An 18,268-nucleotide genomic window follows, 5' to 3' on the forward strand; every position below is an offset into this window, starting at 1 on the left:
GACTCAATTACCAAACGAGCTTCGAGAAATCTGCGATAATCGCAATATCTTCTGCGATACCAGCAAGCGTTGACAATCGATTCGCACGAACAGCCTCATCAGGTGCCATGACCATAACATTCTCAAAATAGTTATGAATAAACGGCTTCAACGATGATAAAGATTGTACCGCTCTTGAAATATCTCCCTCATCAAGCGCTTGTTTAAACGTTGGACGCTGCGCTAGCCATGTTTGATACAGCTCTGTTTCCACCAGTTCTGCGAACAAAGCTGGATCAACCGCTGCATCAGCAGCTTTGGAACCCAAATTGCTGACACGGTTAAACTGCTCGACAGTTAGCTTAAATTCAGTACGATCGCTGCTTGCAGCAAGCGCTTGAACGACGCTCGCACGCTCGATGGTCGATTTAAGATCTGCAAAACCAGAAGCCATAACGGCGTCTACAACATCATAACGAACGCCTTGCTCGGACAATACGTTCTTAACGCGAAGCGCAAAGAAATCAGAAAGATCTTTGCGGATTTCAGCAGCGCCGCGTTTAAGGCCGCGGTTCTCATGTACAGATAGCGCAGCATCATACAAATCATTTAGCTCCAGCTTCAAGCCGTGTGCCAAAATAATTTGAACGATACCTGCTGCTTGCCTGCGAAGGGCATAAGGATCTTGCGAGCCTGTCGGAATGATGCCGATCGAGAAACAACCAACGATTGTATCGATTTTGTCCGCTAAGCTTACGATTGCTCCTGTTAATTCAGATGGAGCTAGATCTCCGGCAAAACGCGGCTGATAATGTTCATTAATGGCTTTCGCCACTGAAGCTCGCTCTCCTGCTTTAAGAGCATAATCTTCCCCCATAATGCCTTGCAGTTCAGGAAATTCATAAACCATTTGGGATACGAGATCGAATTTGCAAATATCAGCGGAGCGGCTAATGTCGCTGGACGTTTGCTCATCGATCAGCAAATGCTTGCTCAGAAGATCAGCTGTTGCACGAATGCGTCTTACTTTGTCAGCTACTGAGCCCAGTTCTTCGTGATATACGATGTTCTCAAGCTTCGATAGAGCATGTTCTATCGTCAGCTTATGATCTTCTTCATAAAAGAATTTGGCATCCGAAAGCCTTGCGCGCAGTACTTTCTCGTTACCTTTCGATACTAGCTCGATCGACTTAAGATCGCCGTTGCGAACCGTAACGAAAAACGGAAGAAGCTCACCTTCGCTGTTGAATACCGGGAAATACCGTTGATGCTCACGCATCGATGTAATAAGCACTTCCTGCGGAATGTGTAGAAATGCTGGGTCGAAGCCGCCAAACAATACGTTTGGATATTCAACTAAAAAAACAACCTCTTCAAGCAAATCTTCCTTGATTGCAATCTCCCAGCCTTTTTCTTTGGCTAGACGATCGATCTGAGCTACAATCAGCTCTTCACGTTCGCTAACATCAGCAAGAACATGCTGCTCGCGCAGGCGCTGAGCGTATTGAGCAGGTTCTTGTACAGTAGCATCATTGCCAAGGAAACGATGTCCGCGTGTTGTATTGCCAGTTTGTACCCCTGTAATTTCAAAAGGAATCACATCTTGACCAAATAGTGCAACCAACCAGCGGATCGGTCTAACAAACTTTAGCTCATGATTGCCCCAACGCATGTTTTTCGGGAAAGACATCGAAGTAATTAAGCTGAGCAAGCCATCTGGCAGTACCGCTGCTGTGTCTGTACCGATGCTGCTTTTGGTAGCATAAACATATTCAACGCCAGCTAGTTCTTGGAAATACAACTGTTCAGGCTCAACACCTTGGCTTCTAGCAAATCCAAGAGCAGCTTTGCTCCAATTGCCTTGGTCGTCTTGAGCAATTTTACGAGAAGGGCCTTTAGCTTCTTCATTCATATCCGTTTGCTTCTCAGCTACGTCGTTGATTAGAACAGCAATTCGGCGTGGTGTAGCATACACATTTACAGCGCCGTGTTCAATTCTTGAGTCCGAAAGCCACTTCACCATTTTATCCTTTAGCTGGTTCATCGCACCGCGCACGAAACGAGCAGGTACTTCCTCAAGTCCGATTTCAAGCAACAAATCTCTAGTCATGCTGCTCCACTCCTTTCTTCAGCAAAGGGAATCCAAGACGTTCTCTTTCCTCGTAGTATGTCGATGCGCAAGCACGCGCTAAATTTCTTACCCGTGTAATATAGCCCGTTCTTTCCGTTACGCTGATTGCGCCGCGCGCATCGAGCAGGTTAAAGGTGTGCGAGCATTTTAATACGTAATCGTACGCTGGAAACACAAGATGATGCTCCATCGTTTTTTGAGCTTCCTGCTCATACATGTTAAATAAAGAGAACAGCATTGCTGTATCCGATGTCTCGAATGTATATTTGGAATGCTCATACTCTGGTTGTTTGAAGACGTCACCGTATGTTACTCCTTCAACCCATTCCAAATCAAAAACATTCTCTTTTTGTTGAATATAAGAAGCCAAACGCTCCATACCATATGTGATCTCAACAGCGACAGGATTAGCATCAATGCCGCCAACCTGTTGGAAATAGGTGAATTGCGTAATTTCCATGCCGTCCAGCCATACTTCCCAGCCTAAACCCCAAGCGCCAAGAGTTGGCGATTCCCAGTTATCCTCAACGAAACGGATATCATGCTCAAGTGCATCAATGCCTAGCTGCTTCAAGCTTTCCAAATAAAGCTCCTGAATATTGTCAGGCGATGGCTTCAAAATAACTTGGAATTGATGATGCTGGTATAAACGGTTTGGGTTCTCACCGTATCGACCGTCCGCTGGACGTCTTGATGGTTCCACATAAGCAACATTCCAAGGCTCAGGACCAATCGAGCGTAGAAACGTCATAGGGTTCATCGTTCCTGCACCCTTCTCAACGTCATAAGGCTGTACGAGAATACAATTTTGTTCAGCCCAGAACTGCTGCAAAGTCAAAATCATTTTTTGAAAATTCATAACTGACCCTCTCCTTCTTCCTCTGTTTTGTGTCCGTAAAAGCGAAGCAGGCAAAGGCGTTTATACGCAAAAAAACTCCCGTCTCTACGCCTGCTCCCAGACGTAGGGACGAGAGTTGTTATCCCGCGGTTCCACCCTACTTGGTCAGCTCCTTAAGAGCAAACCCTCTTTGCTTGTATACGACTCCGGAGTGCCTTTTCATCGTTTTGACCGTCTGGGCTTTCACTTTCCCCAGCTCGCTAACCAAGTCGGCTTAAAACGATTACTTTCTCCATCACTGCCCAATATTCATATTGCATTATTTTATGCTTCTTTATGCCAATTGTCAAACATAGTTCCTAGGTATCATAATAAAGCCGCTAATGTGCACGAATCTCATCTGTATTAGCCGTTTTTCCCTCACGTTTGCCGATAATATCTTTCATACCCGTATTCCCCATCATCAAAACACAAACTAATGCTAATCCTGCGGGCACAATAGACCAAACGAACGTGGTTGATACTGAATCTGACAAAGCGGCAACAATCTTCTCCATGACAGGAGCCGGTATTTCCGCACGCTTCTCCGGTGATAACAGCTCACGTGCATTTTCCGTCATCGGAGCCGCTCCTTCTCCACCTGCAAAAGCATCAGTCATACCCTTTGTAAAGTGGTTGCGCTGAATAATGCCGAATACCGTAATCCCTACTGTCATGCCTAATGAACGAATGAAGGACATCGTAGATGTGGCGCTTCCTCTTTGCCGCATATCGAATCCATGAATGGAGGACATTCCAAGCACAGAGAATGAGAAGCCGATACCAAATCCAGTTAAGAACATATACACGGACAACATAAACCTTGTTGTTTCCGGCGTAATGGTGGATAGCAAGAAAATACCTATAATAAATATAACAGCTGAGATCATCATGACGCTGCGATAGGACATTTTGTTGACTAATAAACCACCGAGCTGCGCCGCAATAACTGATCCCAAGGTCATAGGCAGTAAAGTTAAACCTGCACTAACCGCTGTTCCGCCGAATACGCCTTGGACAAACATCGGGATGTATAAAGCTGCTGTAATAAACGCCGCTCCGTAAAATAAGCCTGCTCCCGTACTTGCTGCAAACAGTCTTTGTTTGAACATATTAAACGAAATGATTGGTTCTGCTGCCTTGGTTTCCACGAAAAGAAATATGCCGAGTAAAACCGCAAAGCCAGCAAATAAACCAATAATTTGCGTTGAATCCCAAGCAAACTCAGTTCCACCGAGCTCGAGTGCAAACATGAGACAGACGATAGAGCCCACAAGTGTCGTTGCTCCCCACCAGTCGATCTTTTGCTTGGAATGAGATAGTGACTCTTTGTAATAAATAACGATAAAAGCAAGTGCTACAAGACCAATGGGTACATTGATGTAAAAGATCCAGCGCCAATTGATATATTCCGTTAAGTATGCGCCTGCAAGCGGTCCAAACAAGCTTGAGGTACCAAATACAGCACCGAACAATCCACCCATTTTACCGCGTTTCTCTGCTGGAAAAATGTCAAATACGATTGCAAAGGCAATTGGCATCATCGCACCGCCGCCAATACCTTGAATAGCACGGTAAATGGTCAGCTGCGTAATCGATTCAGCCGTTCCGCAAAGAACAGAGCCGATTAGAAATAAAGAAATACCTAAAACGAAAAAACGTTTTCTCCCATACATGTCAGACAATTTCCCGAAAATCGGCATGCCTGCCATCTCTGTTACCAAATATGCAGATGTAACCCACACATATTTGTCCAAGCCGCCAAGATCGGATACAATCGTTGCCATTGCGGTCGATACAATCGTATTATCGATTGATGCGACCAGTATGCCAAGCAAAAGTCCGGCCACGACAAAGCCCAGTCTATTTTGTCCTGTAGACATCAGGTCAACCCCTCCAATTACTATGAATCTCAAACAACCTCATCTATCATAAATCAATTTCTTAGATGATGAAATCATGCAGAGGAATGAGCCTCCCCTCCGTCTTGAGACCGATAACAAACCAAAAGCACCCATTTCAAGAAATGAATTTCTTTACATCAATTTATCGAGCTGATCAAGAAAATTACGCGACTTCAACTGCATTCCTAAATGAGTATCTAACAGCTTACGCATAGCAATTTTAAGCTCTGCTTTTGTTTCAGGCTTCACTTGAATAGAACCAAGTCTTCTCATATCCATCCTGCGGAACAAACGAAGCAGCTTATAAGCGCCCTCCCCTAGCGAAACCGCATGAGGATCTTTGCCAGTACATCGTGAGCATAATATTCCACCCGCATAGGGAGAAAGTTTAAAAGGGCCTACAACGTTTCCGCAGCTTACACATTCATCAAGTGCAGGAGCATAACCAGACAAGTCCAAAATGCGCATTTCATAAAGATGAGAAACAATTTGAGGGTCTTTGCCTTCTTGAAGTGCTGAAAGACATGCTTTTAGCTGTTCAAAATGAAAGCCCGTTGCCTCGTCGTCCTGTATTGAACGATCCGTCAATTCTGCTACGTAAGAGGAATAAGCAGCCAAATCAAGCTTCTCACGCAAAACATGGTGAGATTCAATAATCTCACCATGATTAAGCGTGCCAAGCCCGCTGCTTCGGAAATAAACAAACTCTCCATATGTAAACGGCTGCGCGAGCGAAGAATGTTTGCTTTTCACCTTTTTCGCTCCGCGTATAAGTACACCCGCTTTTCCATTTGTCTTCGTCAGCAGTGTAACAATTTTATTGCCTTCCCCGTAATCCATGCTTCGCAGCACAATTCCCTCGACACGATACAACATAATGCAAACTCTCCCCTGAAAGCAGAAACGTATGTTTACCGTCCCATGGCGGCAAACATACGTTTAGCTGTTAAAAACACAAAAGCTCTATACTTGATCAACCGATTCAAATAATGCCATTGATACGTTAGACAGATGTGTCCTCGAGGTCCAGCTCGGCAAGCTCATCCTGATTTCCTACTAACGCATCGGAGCTGCCTTCTGCTCCGTATTGGTGTATTTCCTTGTATAACATGAAAGACTCGACATCCCCGGTCAACGTAAAATACTTCCACGAAAAATTCCGCATACGTATTCATCCCTTTCCGTCCCCTGAAATGCTGCTTCAGACGTTAATAGGATGCGATAAACTGTTCATGTCTATCCTTAACAAAATACGTCAATTATGCTTATTCGTTCCGGTAACCAAGATCCTTCAGCACACGCTCCTGATTGCGCCAATCCTTCTTCACTTTTACCCAAAGCTCAAGAAAGATGCGTGAGCCAAGGAGCGCTTCGATATCTTTTCGCGCTTGTTTGCCAACTTCCTTCAGCAGATCGCCTTTTTTGCCAATGATGATCCCCTTCTGAGAATCACGCTCTACAAAAATAACAGCGCCGATATAGACGACTCCATTTTCCTTTACGCGCATATCCTCAATGGTCACTGCGATTGAATGCGGAATCTCTTCACGCGTCATATGCAATATTTTCTCGCGAATAAGCTCCGAACAAACAAATTGCTCAGGGTGATCAGTAATTTGATCAGCTGGATAATACTGTGGTCCTTCTGGCAAATAACGAGTCAGCTGTTCAAGCAAGGTTTCCACATTATTGCCCTTAAGCGCTGAAATTGGGATAATTTCCGCAAATTCATGCAATGCATTATATTGGGTAATCATCGGCAGAAGCTGTTCAGGCTCTACTTTATCGATTTTGTTCATTACTAGGAAAACAGGTGTTTTCACTTTTTTCAGCTGTTCAATAATAAAACGGTCACCGCCGCCAAGTCCCTCTGACGCATCGATTAGAAAGAGCGCTGCTTCCACTTCACGAAGTGCGCTTTCCGCGGTTTGCATCATATAATTCCCAAGCTTGGATTGTGGTTTATGAATACCAGGTGTATCAAGAAACACGATTTGTGTGTCATTTGTCGTATAAACACCATGAATTTTATTCCGTGTCGTTTGCGGCTTATCTGACATAATCGCAATTTTTTGACCGATAAGATGGTTCATCAGCGTTGATTTACCAACATTTGGCCTGCCGATTATAGCTACGAAACCGGACCGAAATTTTTTGTTGCTGCGTTCATTTGATGTTTTTTGATTCATATTCTTGTTTAACGCTCCCTATTATCTAATGAAGCCGGCGTGAAGGCACCCGGCAATATGCCTGAAACGGTTGAGATCGTCCATTGACCTTTTAAATTCCCCATAATGACAGGCATTTCTGGCGGACATAGCTCAACTAGAACTTGGCGGCAAACGCCGCATGGCGCGATTGGAGAATCCGTATCGCCAATAACAGCTATTGCTTGGAATTGTCCTGGTCGCTTTCCATCCGCTACTGCGCGATATAATGCGGTACGCTCCGCACAGTTTGTTGGACTGTAAGCTGCGTTCTCTATGTTGCAACCATAATGGACTTGGCCCTCATCGTCAAGCAGTGCTGCTCCAACTTGGAAATTTGAATAAGGAACGTATGCTCTTGACATCGCTTCCTTAGCCGCATTCATTAGCGAAGTATAAGACTCCGACAATCCTTCAAAAACCAACATAAATATCCCGCCATTCCCCGTTTTTTAATCCATTATTAAATGCCATAAGGGCGGCCCAAGTATGAGCAGCCCTATAATTGCAGAAATTGCAGCAGCAACTAACACCGCCCCAGCAGCAACATCCTTAGCAGCTTTAGCTACTGGATGAATATTGGGGCTTGCTAGATCAACCGCCTGTTCAATTGCCGTATTTATCATTTCAGCACTTATCACGAGGGCGATCGCCATTAAAATAATCGCCCATTCAAGCGGCTTAAGTGATAGCATAAATCCTAAACAGCACACCACTGCGGCGGCAATTGCGTGAAACCGCATATGACTTTGAGTCCGAAGAGCAAAACCTATGCCGGATATTGCAACTGCGAAACTAGATATAACTTTTCGCATTAACGAGTTAAGCCAGCCTGCTGCAAAATCGCTTCTTGCTTAGCGGTCATTTCGGCTTCGGTTTCATCATCCTGATGGTCGTAACCGATCAAATGCAAAAAACCATGTACAAACAAAAAGCCGATTTCGCGTTCCAAGGAATGACCGTACTCCTCGCTTTGAGCAAGAGCCGTATCCACGCTTATTATAATATCGCCAAGCATGCCTGATATCGGGTCCTTCTCATCCTCGCTGTCCACTTCAAAAATAATATCAAGCTCATCCACGCCATCTTCTTGCATAGCGAATGACAATACATCAGTTGGACGATCAATTCCGCGATATTCACGATTCAGCTGATGAATTTCCTCATCGTTTGTGAATGTTAAAGACACCTCACCATCGGAAATGCCTTCCGCTTCACCAGCCAATTGCAGCAATTGCTCTATTTTTGTAATCCAATCCTCGGGTATTTCCAGCTTTTCCTGCTCATTGCTCCAACCGAGTTGCAAGCTCATGACAAACGCTCCTTTGTTTTCACATCATCCGGATATTCAATACGTGAATGGAAGATGCCAATTACGCTTTCCTTAAGTGAATGCGCAATTTTGTCCAGCTCCTTCAACGTTAAATCACATTCATTGTATTGATTGTCATCCAGCCTGCTTTTAATAATTTTGTTAATCATTGCTTCTACCTGCTCTACTGTCGGGTTGCGAAGGCTGCGAACCGCTGCTTCCACGCAATCAGCAATGCCAACAACAGCCGCTTCCTTTGACTGTGCCTTCGGACCAGGATACCTAAAATCATCTTCCGTAAACGCAGGTTCGACACCTTGTTCTTCCGCTTGTTTTATCGCTTTGTAATAAAAGAATTTCAGCGATGTTGTTCCATGGTGCTGCTCTGCAATATCGCGAATCGGCTTAGGGATATTATGCCCTTTAAGCATATCGACGCCGTCTCTCGCATGAGCAACAATGATTGATTTGCTTAACTTAGGATCAATCGTATCATGCGGATTTTCAATATTGGATTGGTTTTCGATAAAATAATTCGGCCGCTTCGTCTTTCCAATATCGTGGTAAAACGAGCCAACCCTACATAATAAGCCGTCTGCCCCAATTGCTTCTGCTGCCGCTTCTGACAAATTGCCCACCATTACGCTATGGTGATAGGTTCCCGGCGTTTCAGTCAACAGCTTGCGAAGCAGCGGGTGATTGGGATTCGAAAGCTCTACAAGCTTAAGCGCAGATAAAATTCCGAATGTAACTTCAAAGAACGGCATCAGTCCAATGACGAGCACCGCAGTAATCAAACCGCTAGCAAACGCAAAAGCAACAGAATAGATGAAATGAGCCCGTTCCAGCTGTTCAGACAGCAGTAAAATGGATAAAACAGACAAGGAGCCGAATAAGCTCACCATTATTCCGGCCTTCAATATTGTTGATCGCTGACTCGCTCTATGAATCGAGAAGATAGCAGCAAACGAAACGACAATAATGACAAAGCCGTATTGGAAATCAAAAATTTGATGCTGGCTCGTGTTCAATATAATACTGCCCATTATTGCAAATATTATGGAGCTGATCATGGCTAGATGCATATCTAACAGCAATGTAATCAGCATCGTCCCGAGAGCAGCAGGAGCCAAATAACCCGCATAAGGGGCAGCATCCGTCTGCGTCAACGAAGTAATCTCCATCGTAATAATATTGATCAGAAAGATGAGCCACAACATCAAAAGAGAAGAGTTGTTATATTTGGGCTTAATCCCATTAATACTTCCAGACTGATGCAAATACGCGTAAATGACGACGATAAACATCACAGACATGATTAGCAATCCGAACTGCGGCCAATAAGTCTTACGATCCTGCAGCAGGGAAGAATCAACGAGCAGCTTGTACAATTCAGGCGTAATTGTCTGACCGCGCTTCACGATCAGCTCACCTTCTTTAATTACGACAGGCGGCGTGTTTTGCTTAGCCTGCACTTTAGCCTCGTCCGTCGCTTCCTTATCCAGAAACTTGTTTGGCATGATGGCGAATCTCGCAAGCTCTTGCACAATTTCTCTGCTTGTCCGGCTGGATAGCGAGCTTGCATTAACAAGTTCCGCAACCTGTGTTCGAGCGGTTTCCGCATCACGAAGCTGTTCTACTGTCAGTTTACGCACAATATCCCGAGCTACATCGCGCATCTCGGTTAGCGTTTCTGCTGTTAGATTGGGCATCTTGTAAAAGGTTTCTTCCGGAATGGTGTATTGCTGCTCCTTCGCAATAAGCGCCATTTCCTCAAGCAGCGTGTTGTTATACGTTCCACGGCCCTTATTCAGCTTAACAAAGGTATCAATATACTCCGAATAACGGCCTGGGATTTCATTGCGATAAATATCAATCTTATTTTGCAAGGTTACTTGGTCGTCCTGATTCAGCTGCTCTATTCGAACAAAGATTTGGTCAACTAGCACCTCGTTGCGTAGCGGTACTATCGAATAGATGACATCGACTTTCTCGGCTGCATCCTCTTCCGCTTGTCTAGTCGCCTTCTCGTCTTTAATTTGGAAGGGCGCTTTGATATCCTTCTCGCTTACAGCGCCCTCCTGAATATCATAGGTTTCAGGAACGAGATGCGGAGCTAAGCTGAAATAGAATAGCAGCACAAACATCAACATCAGCACCCAGCGAACGGCTGCACTCTGCTTCCAACCCGCCGTTTTGGACGGCCGCAAGTTCCCTTGTTTTCCGGTCTGGTTTTGGTTCATGCAGCAGACATCCCTTTCTAGGCTTTGTTTTCAGCATCCCAGTTGTAGGCAACAATAATCTTTTGAACGAGCGAATGACGAACGACGTCCTGCTCTGAGAAAAGGATGATGCCAATTTCCTCTATGTCTCTCAGAATCCGCTGAGCTTCAATTAAGCCGGAGTTTTTGCCCCGCGGCAAATCGATTTGCGTAACGTCTCCCGTTATAACCATTTTAGAACTAAATCCTAGTCTTGTTAGAAACATTTTCATTTGCTCAGGCGTCGTATTTTGTGCTTCATCCAAAATAATAAACGCATCGTCAAGCGTTCTGCCGCGCATATAAGCAAGCGGGGCAATTTCAATCATACCGCGCTCAAGCGCTTTGACCGTCTGATCAGGTCCAAGCACATCATGCAGTGCATCATACAAAGGACGAAGATAAGGATCGACCTTCTCCTGCAAATCGCCTGGCAAAAAGCCGAGATTTTCTCCCGCTTCTACGGCAGGTCTCGTAAGAACAATTCTTTTTACCGAGCCTTCCTTCAAAGCAGCGACAGCGAGCACAACGGCCAAATATGTCTTACCTGTTCCGGCTGGACCTATTCCAAACACGATATCCTTCTTGCGGATCGTCTTCACATAATGGCGTTGACCGATCGTCTTTACCCGAATCGGCTTACCACGGAAGGTAGTTGTAATTTCTTTCTTAAACAAGTCCAACAGCTCTTCTGCCTGCATCGATCTGGCGAGCTCAAGTGCATATGCAACATCACGCTCTGATGGCTTATAGCCCCCGCGAACGAGCTGTAAGAGCACATTGTATAGTTGTTCTAACGAATCAACCTCTTCTACAGGACCTGATATGACAATTTCCGCTTCACGCGATGTAATCGAAGACTCTACTTGCGCTTGAATGAGACGTAAAAAATTATCCTGTGGTCCGAATACTCCAAGTCCTTCCGCTGCGTTGCCGAGCGGTATCTTTACTACTTTCGTTTCAATTTGCAACAATCCTCATTCTCCCTGCATATGGACTAGTGGCATTTCCTTAACGATAGATTGCTCGACTTCAAAAAGAACTTTCATATAAACTTTACCATTGTCCGCCTTTTCATGCAAAACAATTTCATCGCGGATGACTGCATCGCTGCCTGTTTTAAGCAGCAATTTGGCTTTAGCCTGCAGAATGCCGACGTTCTTCGCTTCTTCTTCGGTAAGCGTGCGGTCTTCCATACGGGTTTCCATTATGGTCTCCTTCATTCTACCAATTGGAAGAGACCAATTGCGCCAGGAAACCTTCTCCTCATGCTTAATCGATTCGGATTTTCCGAAAGCAGAATCACCGTACCCGCTAAGCTGAAGCGCTCTCGAGCCGATGACTGCAAACCATTTCGTCTCTTTATCTCCAGTATACACCTTAACCTGTTGAACAAGCGGTGAAGAAATTTCAAATTCGTACCAAACAAGCCCACGAACATTGCCCTTGGCAACGACAGTGCGCGAATTCATTTCTCCCCCAATCGTTCCCGAGATCAAAATTTGGTCTTTTTTCACCTTCGTATTTTTTCGAACGACGGGCCGTCCCGCCTCCGCTATAATTTCGGTAACTACAGCATCATCAGATGCGACCAAATGTCGAGGTGTATTCAAGGAAGCCTTATCCGGTATCGTTGATTCAACCACTTGAATAATAACCTTTGTCCCCTTTTTCTCCACACCAACCCAGGTTGAGCCTGGAAGCTTGCGAACAAGCTGCTTGGACAGCACATCAGCATCGGTTAAACGGAAAGACCACTGCATAGGATATAAGCCTTCCTCTTTGGCAGCAGCCCTTATTTGATCCTCCGTCAGCTTGACATTGCCTTGCACTTCGATGCTCCATACGAGCGAGGAGAGCATAAAGATAATCGCAAAAAACAACACGATGCCAGCCGCAAACAGCTTTCTGCGCTCTGCTTTGACAAGCAGAAAAGGCAATCCTTTGCGCTTCGTAACATGAACACGACAGCCTGTCTCTTTTAAATACGGACGAAGGCCAAAAAAATCACTGATTGACAGCTCACATTCAAGCAAGCCGCTGCTTGTCCATCTGATGGAAGACAGCTGCAAGCCGCCAGCCAAGGCTCGGTTGACGAGCTGCTCAGGTTGTCCCCCCCGAATATGAATGGTGACCATACCCTTTAACCAATTTGCACCTTGTCCGCTCACGTCCATTCCCCTCCATTACCTCAGCTATTAATATATAAAATCGCCTTATCTATTTCATGGAATCAATTGAATATTCGTAATTTGTCCCTCAATAAACACTTCTTCTGTCCAAATGGTGCGGATAACTAGAGAGCTTCCCGTAACCTCCAACTGGCCTTTGCTTAGCGCGAGTCTCAATCGCTCACTAGAGAAATGAACAACACCACGATGGTTCTCGATATATAATTGGCAGTCTCCAATCATTGTTAATCGCGGCAAATCAAATACGACATCATGCGGCATATCAAGCAGCTCTGCTGTCATTTTGCGAAATCTCTTTTTTATGTGGCGCATGTACGATTCTTTGCCTCCTTCAAGGTTTGCTAAAAGTAAAGCAAAGGAATGGCGATTTTCATGTACTGTACCAAAATATGCGAACCGCTCGATAATTATGGCTCCAAAATAAAAAAACCGCCTAAGCGCAGCGCTTAGGCGGTTTAAATTTATTTTCGAAAAGGTTTTTTCGAGCGCGGCGGTCCCAATACTTCGGCCCAAATAACTGCTTTCCGCAAGTCATCGGATCGAATGGATGCTGCATTGATGCCCTGGCTTCCATAATTGCGCTGTGCTGCAGCCTGTGCTGTTTCTTTGTTAGCTGCTGCTCTTTGAAGCGCACGCTGCAGAGAAGCTGTTTGCGGCGCTTCTGAGCTCTCTCTGCTAGAACGTGTCGAATTCATATCAGAAGAACGCTCAACGTCAGTTACAGAGCGATAAACCGTTCCTCCAGCTGCCTGCGGCGGTTGCGGTTGCGGGCGCTCTACCTCTCGCTCCTGTTCTCCGGACTGCGGGAACAATGAACGCGGCAGCCCTCCGCCGCCAAAGTCAGGCATTTGACCAGGCTTCTTCTTCGCGCCGGATTTGCCGAATACCGAAGCCAGCGCACCCAATATAACGACTACGATAAATATGTTATTCATCAGAAATTCTATAATCTTCAACTTGCCTTCACCTCCAAGGCTCAGTTACGTTGATCCAACTTGATCCAACCAAATAACTGGGCCATCGACTTTATCGGCCGTCTTTAATGTCTGTAGAACTGTCCTGCTTGCCGATAGAGCTGCGCATATGGGTATCCGCTTCGATGTTTTTCAAGTTCATATAGTCCATAACGCCAATTTTCCCGTTTCTAAGCGCTTCAGCCATGGCAAGTGGAACTTGTGATTCCGACTCTACTACGCGCGCTTCCATCTCAACGACTTTTGCTTTCATTTCCTGTTCGTGAGCAACGGCCATCGCACGGCGCTCCTCGGCTTTTGCTTGAGCGATTTTTTTGTCCGCTTCCGCTTGTTCCGTTTGAAGATGTGCACCAATGTTTTTGCCTACATCAACGTCCGCGATATCGATCGACAATATTTCAAACGCTGTACCTGCGTCAAGCCCTTTGCCAAGCACAGTGCGAGAGATCATGTCCGGATTTTCCAAAACGTCTTTATGTGAGCCAGCAGAACCTACAGTCGTTACAATCCCTTCACCAACACGAGCAATGATAGTTTCTTCACCCGCACCACCGACTAGGCGTTCAATGTTGGCACGAACCGTAACACGAGCTTTTACTTTCACTTCAATACCATCCTTCGCAACCGCAGCTACGATTGGTGTTTCAATGACGCGCGGATTAACGCTCATTTGTACGGCTTGCAATACATCACGACCAGCCAAATCGATAGCCGCCGCACGTTCGAATATAAGTGGAATGTTCGCACGTTGCGCTGCAATCAACGCATTGACAACCCGATCGACGTTACCGCCTGCCAAGAAGTGACTCTCAAGCTGGTTTATGTTAAGTCCCAGCCCTGCTTTTGTTGCCTTAATTAACGGGTTGACGATTCTGCTTGGTACGACGCGGCGAAGACGCATGGCAACGAGCGTAATAATTCCAACTCTAACGCCCGATGCTAATGCAGATACCCACAGCATAATCGGGAAAAAGCTTAAGAATACGGACAGTACAATAATAACAACGACAGCCAAAATTAAAAAAGATACGATAGGATCCATTTGTTCCAACCTCCATTTGTATATTCGTTTTCTCTATTTTGTTACTTCTTTGACAACGACCCAAGTACCTTCCGCTTTAATGACTGTCACCGTTCGGTTCGTATCGATAAACTCACCAGAGGTAACGACATCAATTCGCTTGTCATTCATAACAATTGTTCCTGCTGGTCTCAGCGGAGTAATTGTTGTCCCTTGCAATCCGAGCAGTGAATCCTTAATATCCGCAGAAACAAAACCTTGCTCCGTTGTCAGCTTCTCGCGCAATATAAATTTGTTCCAAATACCTCTGGATTTGTTCATTCTAATAAAAATAACGATTAGAATGGTGGCAACAACTAACGCAATGACGATCGATATGAAAGCCGTCATTGGGTCTGAAGCAGCGGTAACGACTCCTGCTACCAACGCAGCACTGCCGAGCAAGCCCAAAATCCCAAAGCTTGGTACAAACACTTCGATTATGAGCAAGGCTATTCCAATTACAAACAGCACGACCGACTCCATTCCAGCAAATCCAGCAACATAGTGGCCAAAGAAATAAAGGGCAAACGATAATATTCCGACAACGCCCGGTACTCCAAAGCCTGGAATGATCATTTCAATAACGATACCTGCAATGCCAAGTATGAGCAAAATCGTCATAACGATTGGATTGAGCAGCCATCTAGCTACATTTTCCGCAAGTGACGGAACAACCTCAATTTGTGTTCTGCCTTCCAAGCCCAGCCATTTGACTGCTTCATCAACGTTCGCTGCTGTATGCTCAGAGTATCCGACTTTCTCAGCTTCACTTGCTGACAGGGTAAGAATTTCTCCCTTCAGCTTATCTCTGCCAAGCTTGTCTTTCAGCTCCACTGTTGCATTCGGATCCGCCATAGCGACAGCGATATTCTTATCGCGACCCTGTAATCCTGCAGACTCGCTCATTTCAGAGGTCCAATAGGAAATCGTTTTGGGATTATCCTCTAAAGTTCCCGAGCCATTCACCACTGCAGCTGCACCTATCGTGCTGCCTGGCTGCATAATAATATTGTCAGCATTCAAAGCAATATAAGTGCCTGCTGATACTGCTTTCCCCTCAACAAATGCCGTAGTAGGAATAGCGCTCTCCCTTATAAGATGACCAATTTCCTCTGCGTTTACGACTTTGCCGCCAAGCGTATTAATAACGAGAATCACATGCTCAGCTTTTGCTTCCTCAGCTTCTTTAAAGGCTCTCTCCAAAAAGGATTGAAGCCCCGATTCCACCGTTTGTTTAACGGGAATCACATACACTGCTGGGCCAACTTCATTTGCTGCCTTTGCTTTCTCCCCCGGTGAACCAAATAATGCTGCAAGCGTCACCATTAACACCGCTGCGATCAATGCGATTGGAGTGGCGGACATACTTCTTCGCCATCGATTCATGTGCAAGAAGGTTCCTCCTTTTTTTCGTGTTTGCTTTCTACTACGTTTGACAAATGAAAACGTTTCAGGCAGCCTTCTCCATATCATACCATTTACACTTGAAACGTACAAAAAAACACCCCCGTTAAGGGGTGTTTTGTGAGTCCGTATGTTTAGTTAGTTGAGATGTTGCTGAACGAGCTGATTTACTAGTTTACCGTCAGCGCGTCCTTTTGTTTTAGGCAAAAGGGCACTCATAACTTTTCCCATATCGGCTTTGGAAGAAGCACCGAGTTCATGGATGGTCTGCGTTACTATCTCTTGAATCTCTTCTTCAGTCAGCTGTTCGGGAAGGTATTGACTAATAATTTCAATTTCGACCACAAGACCCGCTACTAAATCATCGCGGCTGGCTTTTTTAAATTCTTGGAGGGAATCTTTACGTTGTTTGATTTCGCGACTCAATATATCAAGCACTTCGTTATCGTCCAATGGACGCTTGAGATCGATTTCCAAGTTTTTCACTGACGCGCGCATCATACGAATAACGGAAAGTTTAAACTTGTCCTGATTCTTCATGGCTTGCTTCATATCATCGGTCAATCTTTCGCTCAGGTTCATTATGGAAGGATCCTCCTAAAACTTTCTCTTGCGCGCAGCCTCAGACTTCTTCTTGCGCTTTACACTTGGCTTTTCATAATGCTTGCGTTTTTTCACCTCAGCTAGAACACCATCTTTAGCGATGGAACGTTTAAAGCGGCGAAGCGCAGCATCAATAGTTTCGTTTTTGCGAACTTTAGTTTCAGACACCAGTTTTCCCTCCCTCCGAAACAGACCGTCCAGAGCTATAACACGGTTTATCAAATTTCATTATATGTCAAACCAAAAGGCAGTGTCAACTTTAGATATCTACAACCCGAGAAGAAAGTTTCGTTCCCCCCAATACATGGATATGCAGATGATAAACAAGCTGTCCTCCGTCGGCATTAACATTGTTGACCAGTCGATAGCCTGACTCCGCAATTCCTTGTTCCTTTGCGATTTGACGAGCTACCGCGAACATCTCGGCTATAACCTCGTCATCTTCATCGGTAACATCATTCATCGTTGCGATATGCTTCTTAGGAATGATAAGAATATGTACAGGAGCAGCTGGCTGTATATCGTGGAATGCGAGAATTCTGTCATTCTCAAATACCTTCTTCGAAGGTATTGCACCCTCGATTAATTTACAGAAAATACAGTCCATAGGTTTCACCCCCTATTCGCTTTCCTTACCATATCATACCGAAATTTTAGCCGCTCGTCCAATCATTAAAGATAACCCGCAAAAACTTCGAAGACACCCTTCCAAAAAAGCGACAGAATCCATGCTGCTACTTCGAAATCTCAGCTGATTTTTCCTTCATAACAGCCTGCATCTGTTCAACAAGCTGAGCCCATTCAAGCCCGCTGGACAATCGAATAATTGCAATGCGGCTCTCCCCGATATTTGCATTAAAACCACTCATAATACCTGATATGGTTTCAAACGCACTTTTTAATCCCTGAATGTACGCGGCATCGGTTTCGTTCAGAGCACCATCATAGTGACCAATCGTTTGCAAGCCTTTATCGACATCAGTTACATAGGCTGAGGTAAGCTCTTTATTGATTTTTTCCGGCTCTGCATTCACGCTTGCTGCTTCTGCAGTAAATTCCACCAAAGCATGGCCGCTCGCAGCTGCTTGACCTGAAAGAAATGCAATGGCATACCGTTCGTCTAAAGTTTTACTTTGAAGCAAAGCATCCAGCTGCGGAAGCATTTTTTCTATATAATCTTTAGAACCAATCGCTGCTTTAAATATTTTTTGGCCTTTTACATAATTGTTTTCTTGTTTATTTTGTAAAAATTGCGAGTACAAAAAAACATTGCCGATTAAGCTGAATACAAGAATAACGAGAGTTATCGGCAGCGCGATAGAGCGTTTGCCCGTTTGCTGTGGTTCCAACTTCACAGCCTC

General features: G+C 45.0%; 20 protein-coding genes. All 20 read right to left on the reverse strand.

The window, feature by feature from the left end; translation table 11 throughout:
• Positions 1-7: 7 nt before the first annotated feature.
• Complete coding sequence (gene glyS, locus MHH56_RS20165) at positions 8-2,089, reverse strand: glycine--tRNA ligase subunit beta (protein ID WP_339203434.1); 2,082 nt, start codon at positions 2,087-2,089, stop codon at positions 8-10.
• On the reverse strand, positions 2,082-2,969 hold the full coding sequence (gene glyQ / locus MHH56_RS20170; RefSeq protein ID WP_076266899.1) for a glycine--tRNA ligase subunit alpha: 888 nt from the start codon (positions 2,967-2,969) through the stop codon (positions 2,082-2,084). Before glyQ ends, glyS begins: the two co-directional genes overlap by 8 nt.
• 359 nt (positions 2,970-3,328) lie before the next feature.
• Positions 3,329-4,870, reverse strand: a complete 1,542-nt coding sequence (locus MHH56_RS20175; RefSeq protein WP_339203435.1) for an MDR family MFS transporter — start codon at positions 4,868-4,870, stop codon at positions 3,329-3,331.
• Between the two features lie 153 nt (positions 4,871-5,023).
• Positions 5,024-5,767 carry a DNA repair protein RecO gene (gene recO, locus MHH56_RS20180; RefSeq protein ID WP_076266897.1) on the reverse strand — a complete coding sequence of 248 codons (744 nt, stop codon included), beginning with the start codon at positions 5,765-5,767 and terminating at the stop codon, positions 5,024-5,026.
• A 127-nt stretch (positions 5,768-5,894) separates the two neighbouring features.
• Positions 5,895-6,056: a YqzL family protein gene (locus MHH56_RS20185; protein WP_076266896.1), complete on the reverse strand. Its 162-nt coding sequence runs from the start codon at positions 6,054-6,056 to the stop codon at positions 5,895-5,897.
• Between the two features lie 100 nt (positions 6,057-6,156).
• On the reverse strand, positions 6,157-7,080 hold the full coding sequence (gene era, locus MHH56_RS20190) for a GTPase Era (protein ID WP_054024225.1): 924 nt from the start codon (positions 7,078-7,080) through the stop codon (positions 6,157-6,159).
• 8 nt (positions 7,081-7,088) lie between these two features.
• Positions 7,089-7,526: a cytidine deaminase gene (gene cdd / locus MHH56_RS20195; protein ID WP_339203439.1), complete on the reverse strand. Its 438-nt coding sequence runs from the start codon at positions 7,524-7,526 to the stop codon at positions 7,089-7,091.
• A 24-nt stretch (positions 7,527-7,550) separates the two neighbouring features.
• On the reverse strand, positions 7,551-7,913 hold the full coding sequence (locus tag MHH56_RS20200; protein WP_076266894.1) for a diacylglycerol kinase family protein: 363 nt from the start codon (positions 7,911-7,913) through the stop codon (positions 7,551-7,553).
• Positions 7,913-8,410 (reverse strand): rRNA maturation RNase YbeY, encoded by a 498-nt coding sequence (gene ybeY, locus MHH56_RS20205; protein WP_339203441.1) that lies wholly within the window; start codon positions 8,408-8,410, stop codon positions 7,913-7,915. The genes MHH56_RS20200 and ybeY overlap by 1 nt, the downstream gene beginning before the upstream one ends.
• The gene (locus tag MHH56_RS20210) at positions 8,407-10,653 is read right to left on the reverse strand and encodes an HDIG domain-containing metalloprotein (protein WP_339203443.1); all 2,247 of its coding nucleotides are present in this window, start codon (positions 10,651-10,653) and stop codon (positions 8,407-8,409) included. Before MHH56_RS20210 ends, ybeY begins: the two co-directional genes overlap by 4 nt.
• A 17-nt stretch (positions 10,654-10,670) precedes the next feature.
• Positions 10,671-11,642, reverse strand: a complete 972-nt coding sequence (locus MHH56_RS20215; protein WP_054026960.1) for a PhoH family protein — start codon at positions 11,640-11,642, stop codon at positions 10,671-10,673.
• Positions 11,643-11,648: 6 nt separating this feature from the next.
• Positions 11,649-12,842, reverse strand: a complete 1,194-nt coding sequence (gene yqfD / locus MHH56_RS20220; protein ID WP_083681718.1) for a sporulation protein YqfD — start codon at positions 12,840-12,842, stop codon at positions 11,649-11,651.
• Positions 12,843-12,896: 54 nt separating this feature from the next.
• The gene (gene yqfC / locus MHH56_RS20225) at positions 12,897-13,175 is read right to left on the reverse strand and encodes a sporulation protein YqfC (RefSeq protein WP_076266890.1); all 279 of its coding nucleotides are present in this window, start codon (positions 13,173-13,175) and stop codon (positions 12,897-12,899) included.
• A 149-nt stretch (positions 13,176-13,324) separates the two neighbouring features.
• Positions 13,325-13,819, reverse strand: coding sequence for a hypothetical protein (locus tag MHH56_RS20230; RefSeq protein WP_339203445.1), 495 nt, complete (start codon positions 13,817-13,819; stop codon positions 13,325-13,327).
• Between the two features lie 70 nt (positions 13,820-13,889).
• Complete coding sequence (gene floA / locus MHH56_RS20235) at positions 13,890-14,879, reverse strand: flotillin-like protein FloA (protein ID WP_339203447.1); 990 nt, start codon at positions 14,877-14,879, stop codon at positions 13,890-13,892.
• A 33-nt stretch (positions 14,880-14,912) separates the two neighbouring features.
• Positions 14,913-16,286, reverse strand: a complete 1,374-nt coding sequence (locus MHH56_RS20240) for a nodulation protein NfeD (protein ID WP_339203449.1) — start codon at positions 16,284-16,286, stop codon at positions 14,913-14,915.
• Between the two features lie 156 nt (positions 16,287-16,442).
• A complete protein-coding gene (locus tag MHH56_RS20245; protein WP_076266886.1) occupies positions 16,443-16,886 on the reverse strand; it encodes a GatB/YqeY domain-containing protein in 444 nt (147 codons plus the stop codon).
• Positions 16,887-16,901: 15 nt separating this feature from the next.
• Positions 16,902-17,075, reverse strand: a complete 174-nt coding sequence (gene rpsU / locus MHH56_RS20250; RefSeq protein WP_005547957.1) for a 30S ribosomal protein S21 — start codon at positions 17,073-17,075, stop codon at positions 16,902-16,904.
• 91 nt (positions 17,076-17,166) lie between these two features.
• The gene (locus tag MHH56_RS20255) at positions 17,167-17,514 is read right to left on the reverse strand and encodes a histidine triad nucleotide-binding protein (RefSeq protein WP_076266885.1); all 348 of its coding nucleotides are present in this window, start codon (positions 17,512-17,514) and stop codon (positions 17,167-17,169) included.
• 127 nt (positions 17,515-17,641) lie between these two features.
• Positions 17,642-18,256 (reverse strand): hypothetical protein, encoded by a 615-nt coding sequence (locus tag MHH56_RS20260; RefSeq protein ID WP_339203451.1) that lies wholly within the window; start codon positions 18,254-18,256, stop codon positions 17,642-17,644.
• Positions 18,257-18,268 lie beyond the last annotated feature (12 nt).

The organism is Paenibacillus sp. FSL K6-3182 (genome assembly GCF_037976325.1).
Lineage (GTDB): Bacteria > Bacillota > Bacilli > Paenibacillales > Paenibacillaceae > Pristimantibacillus.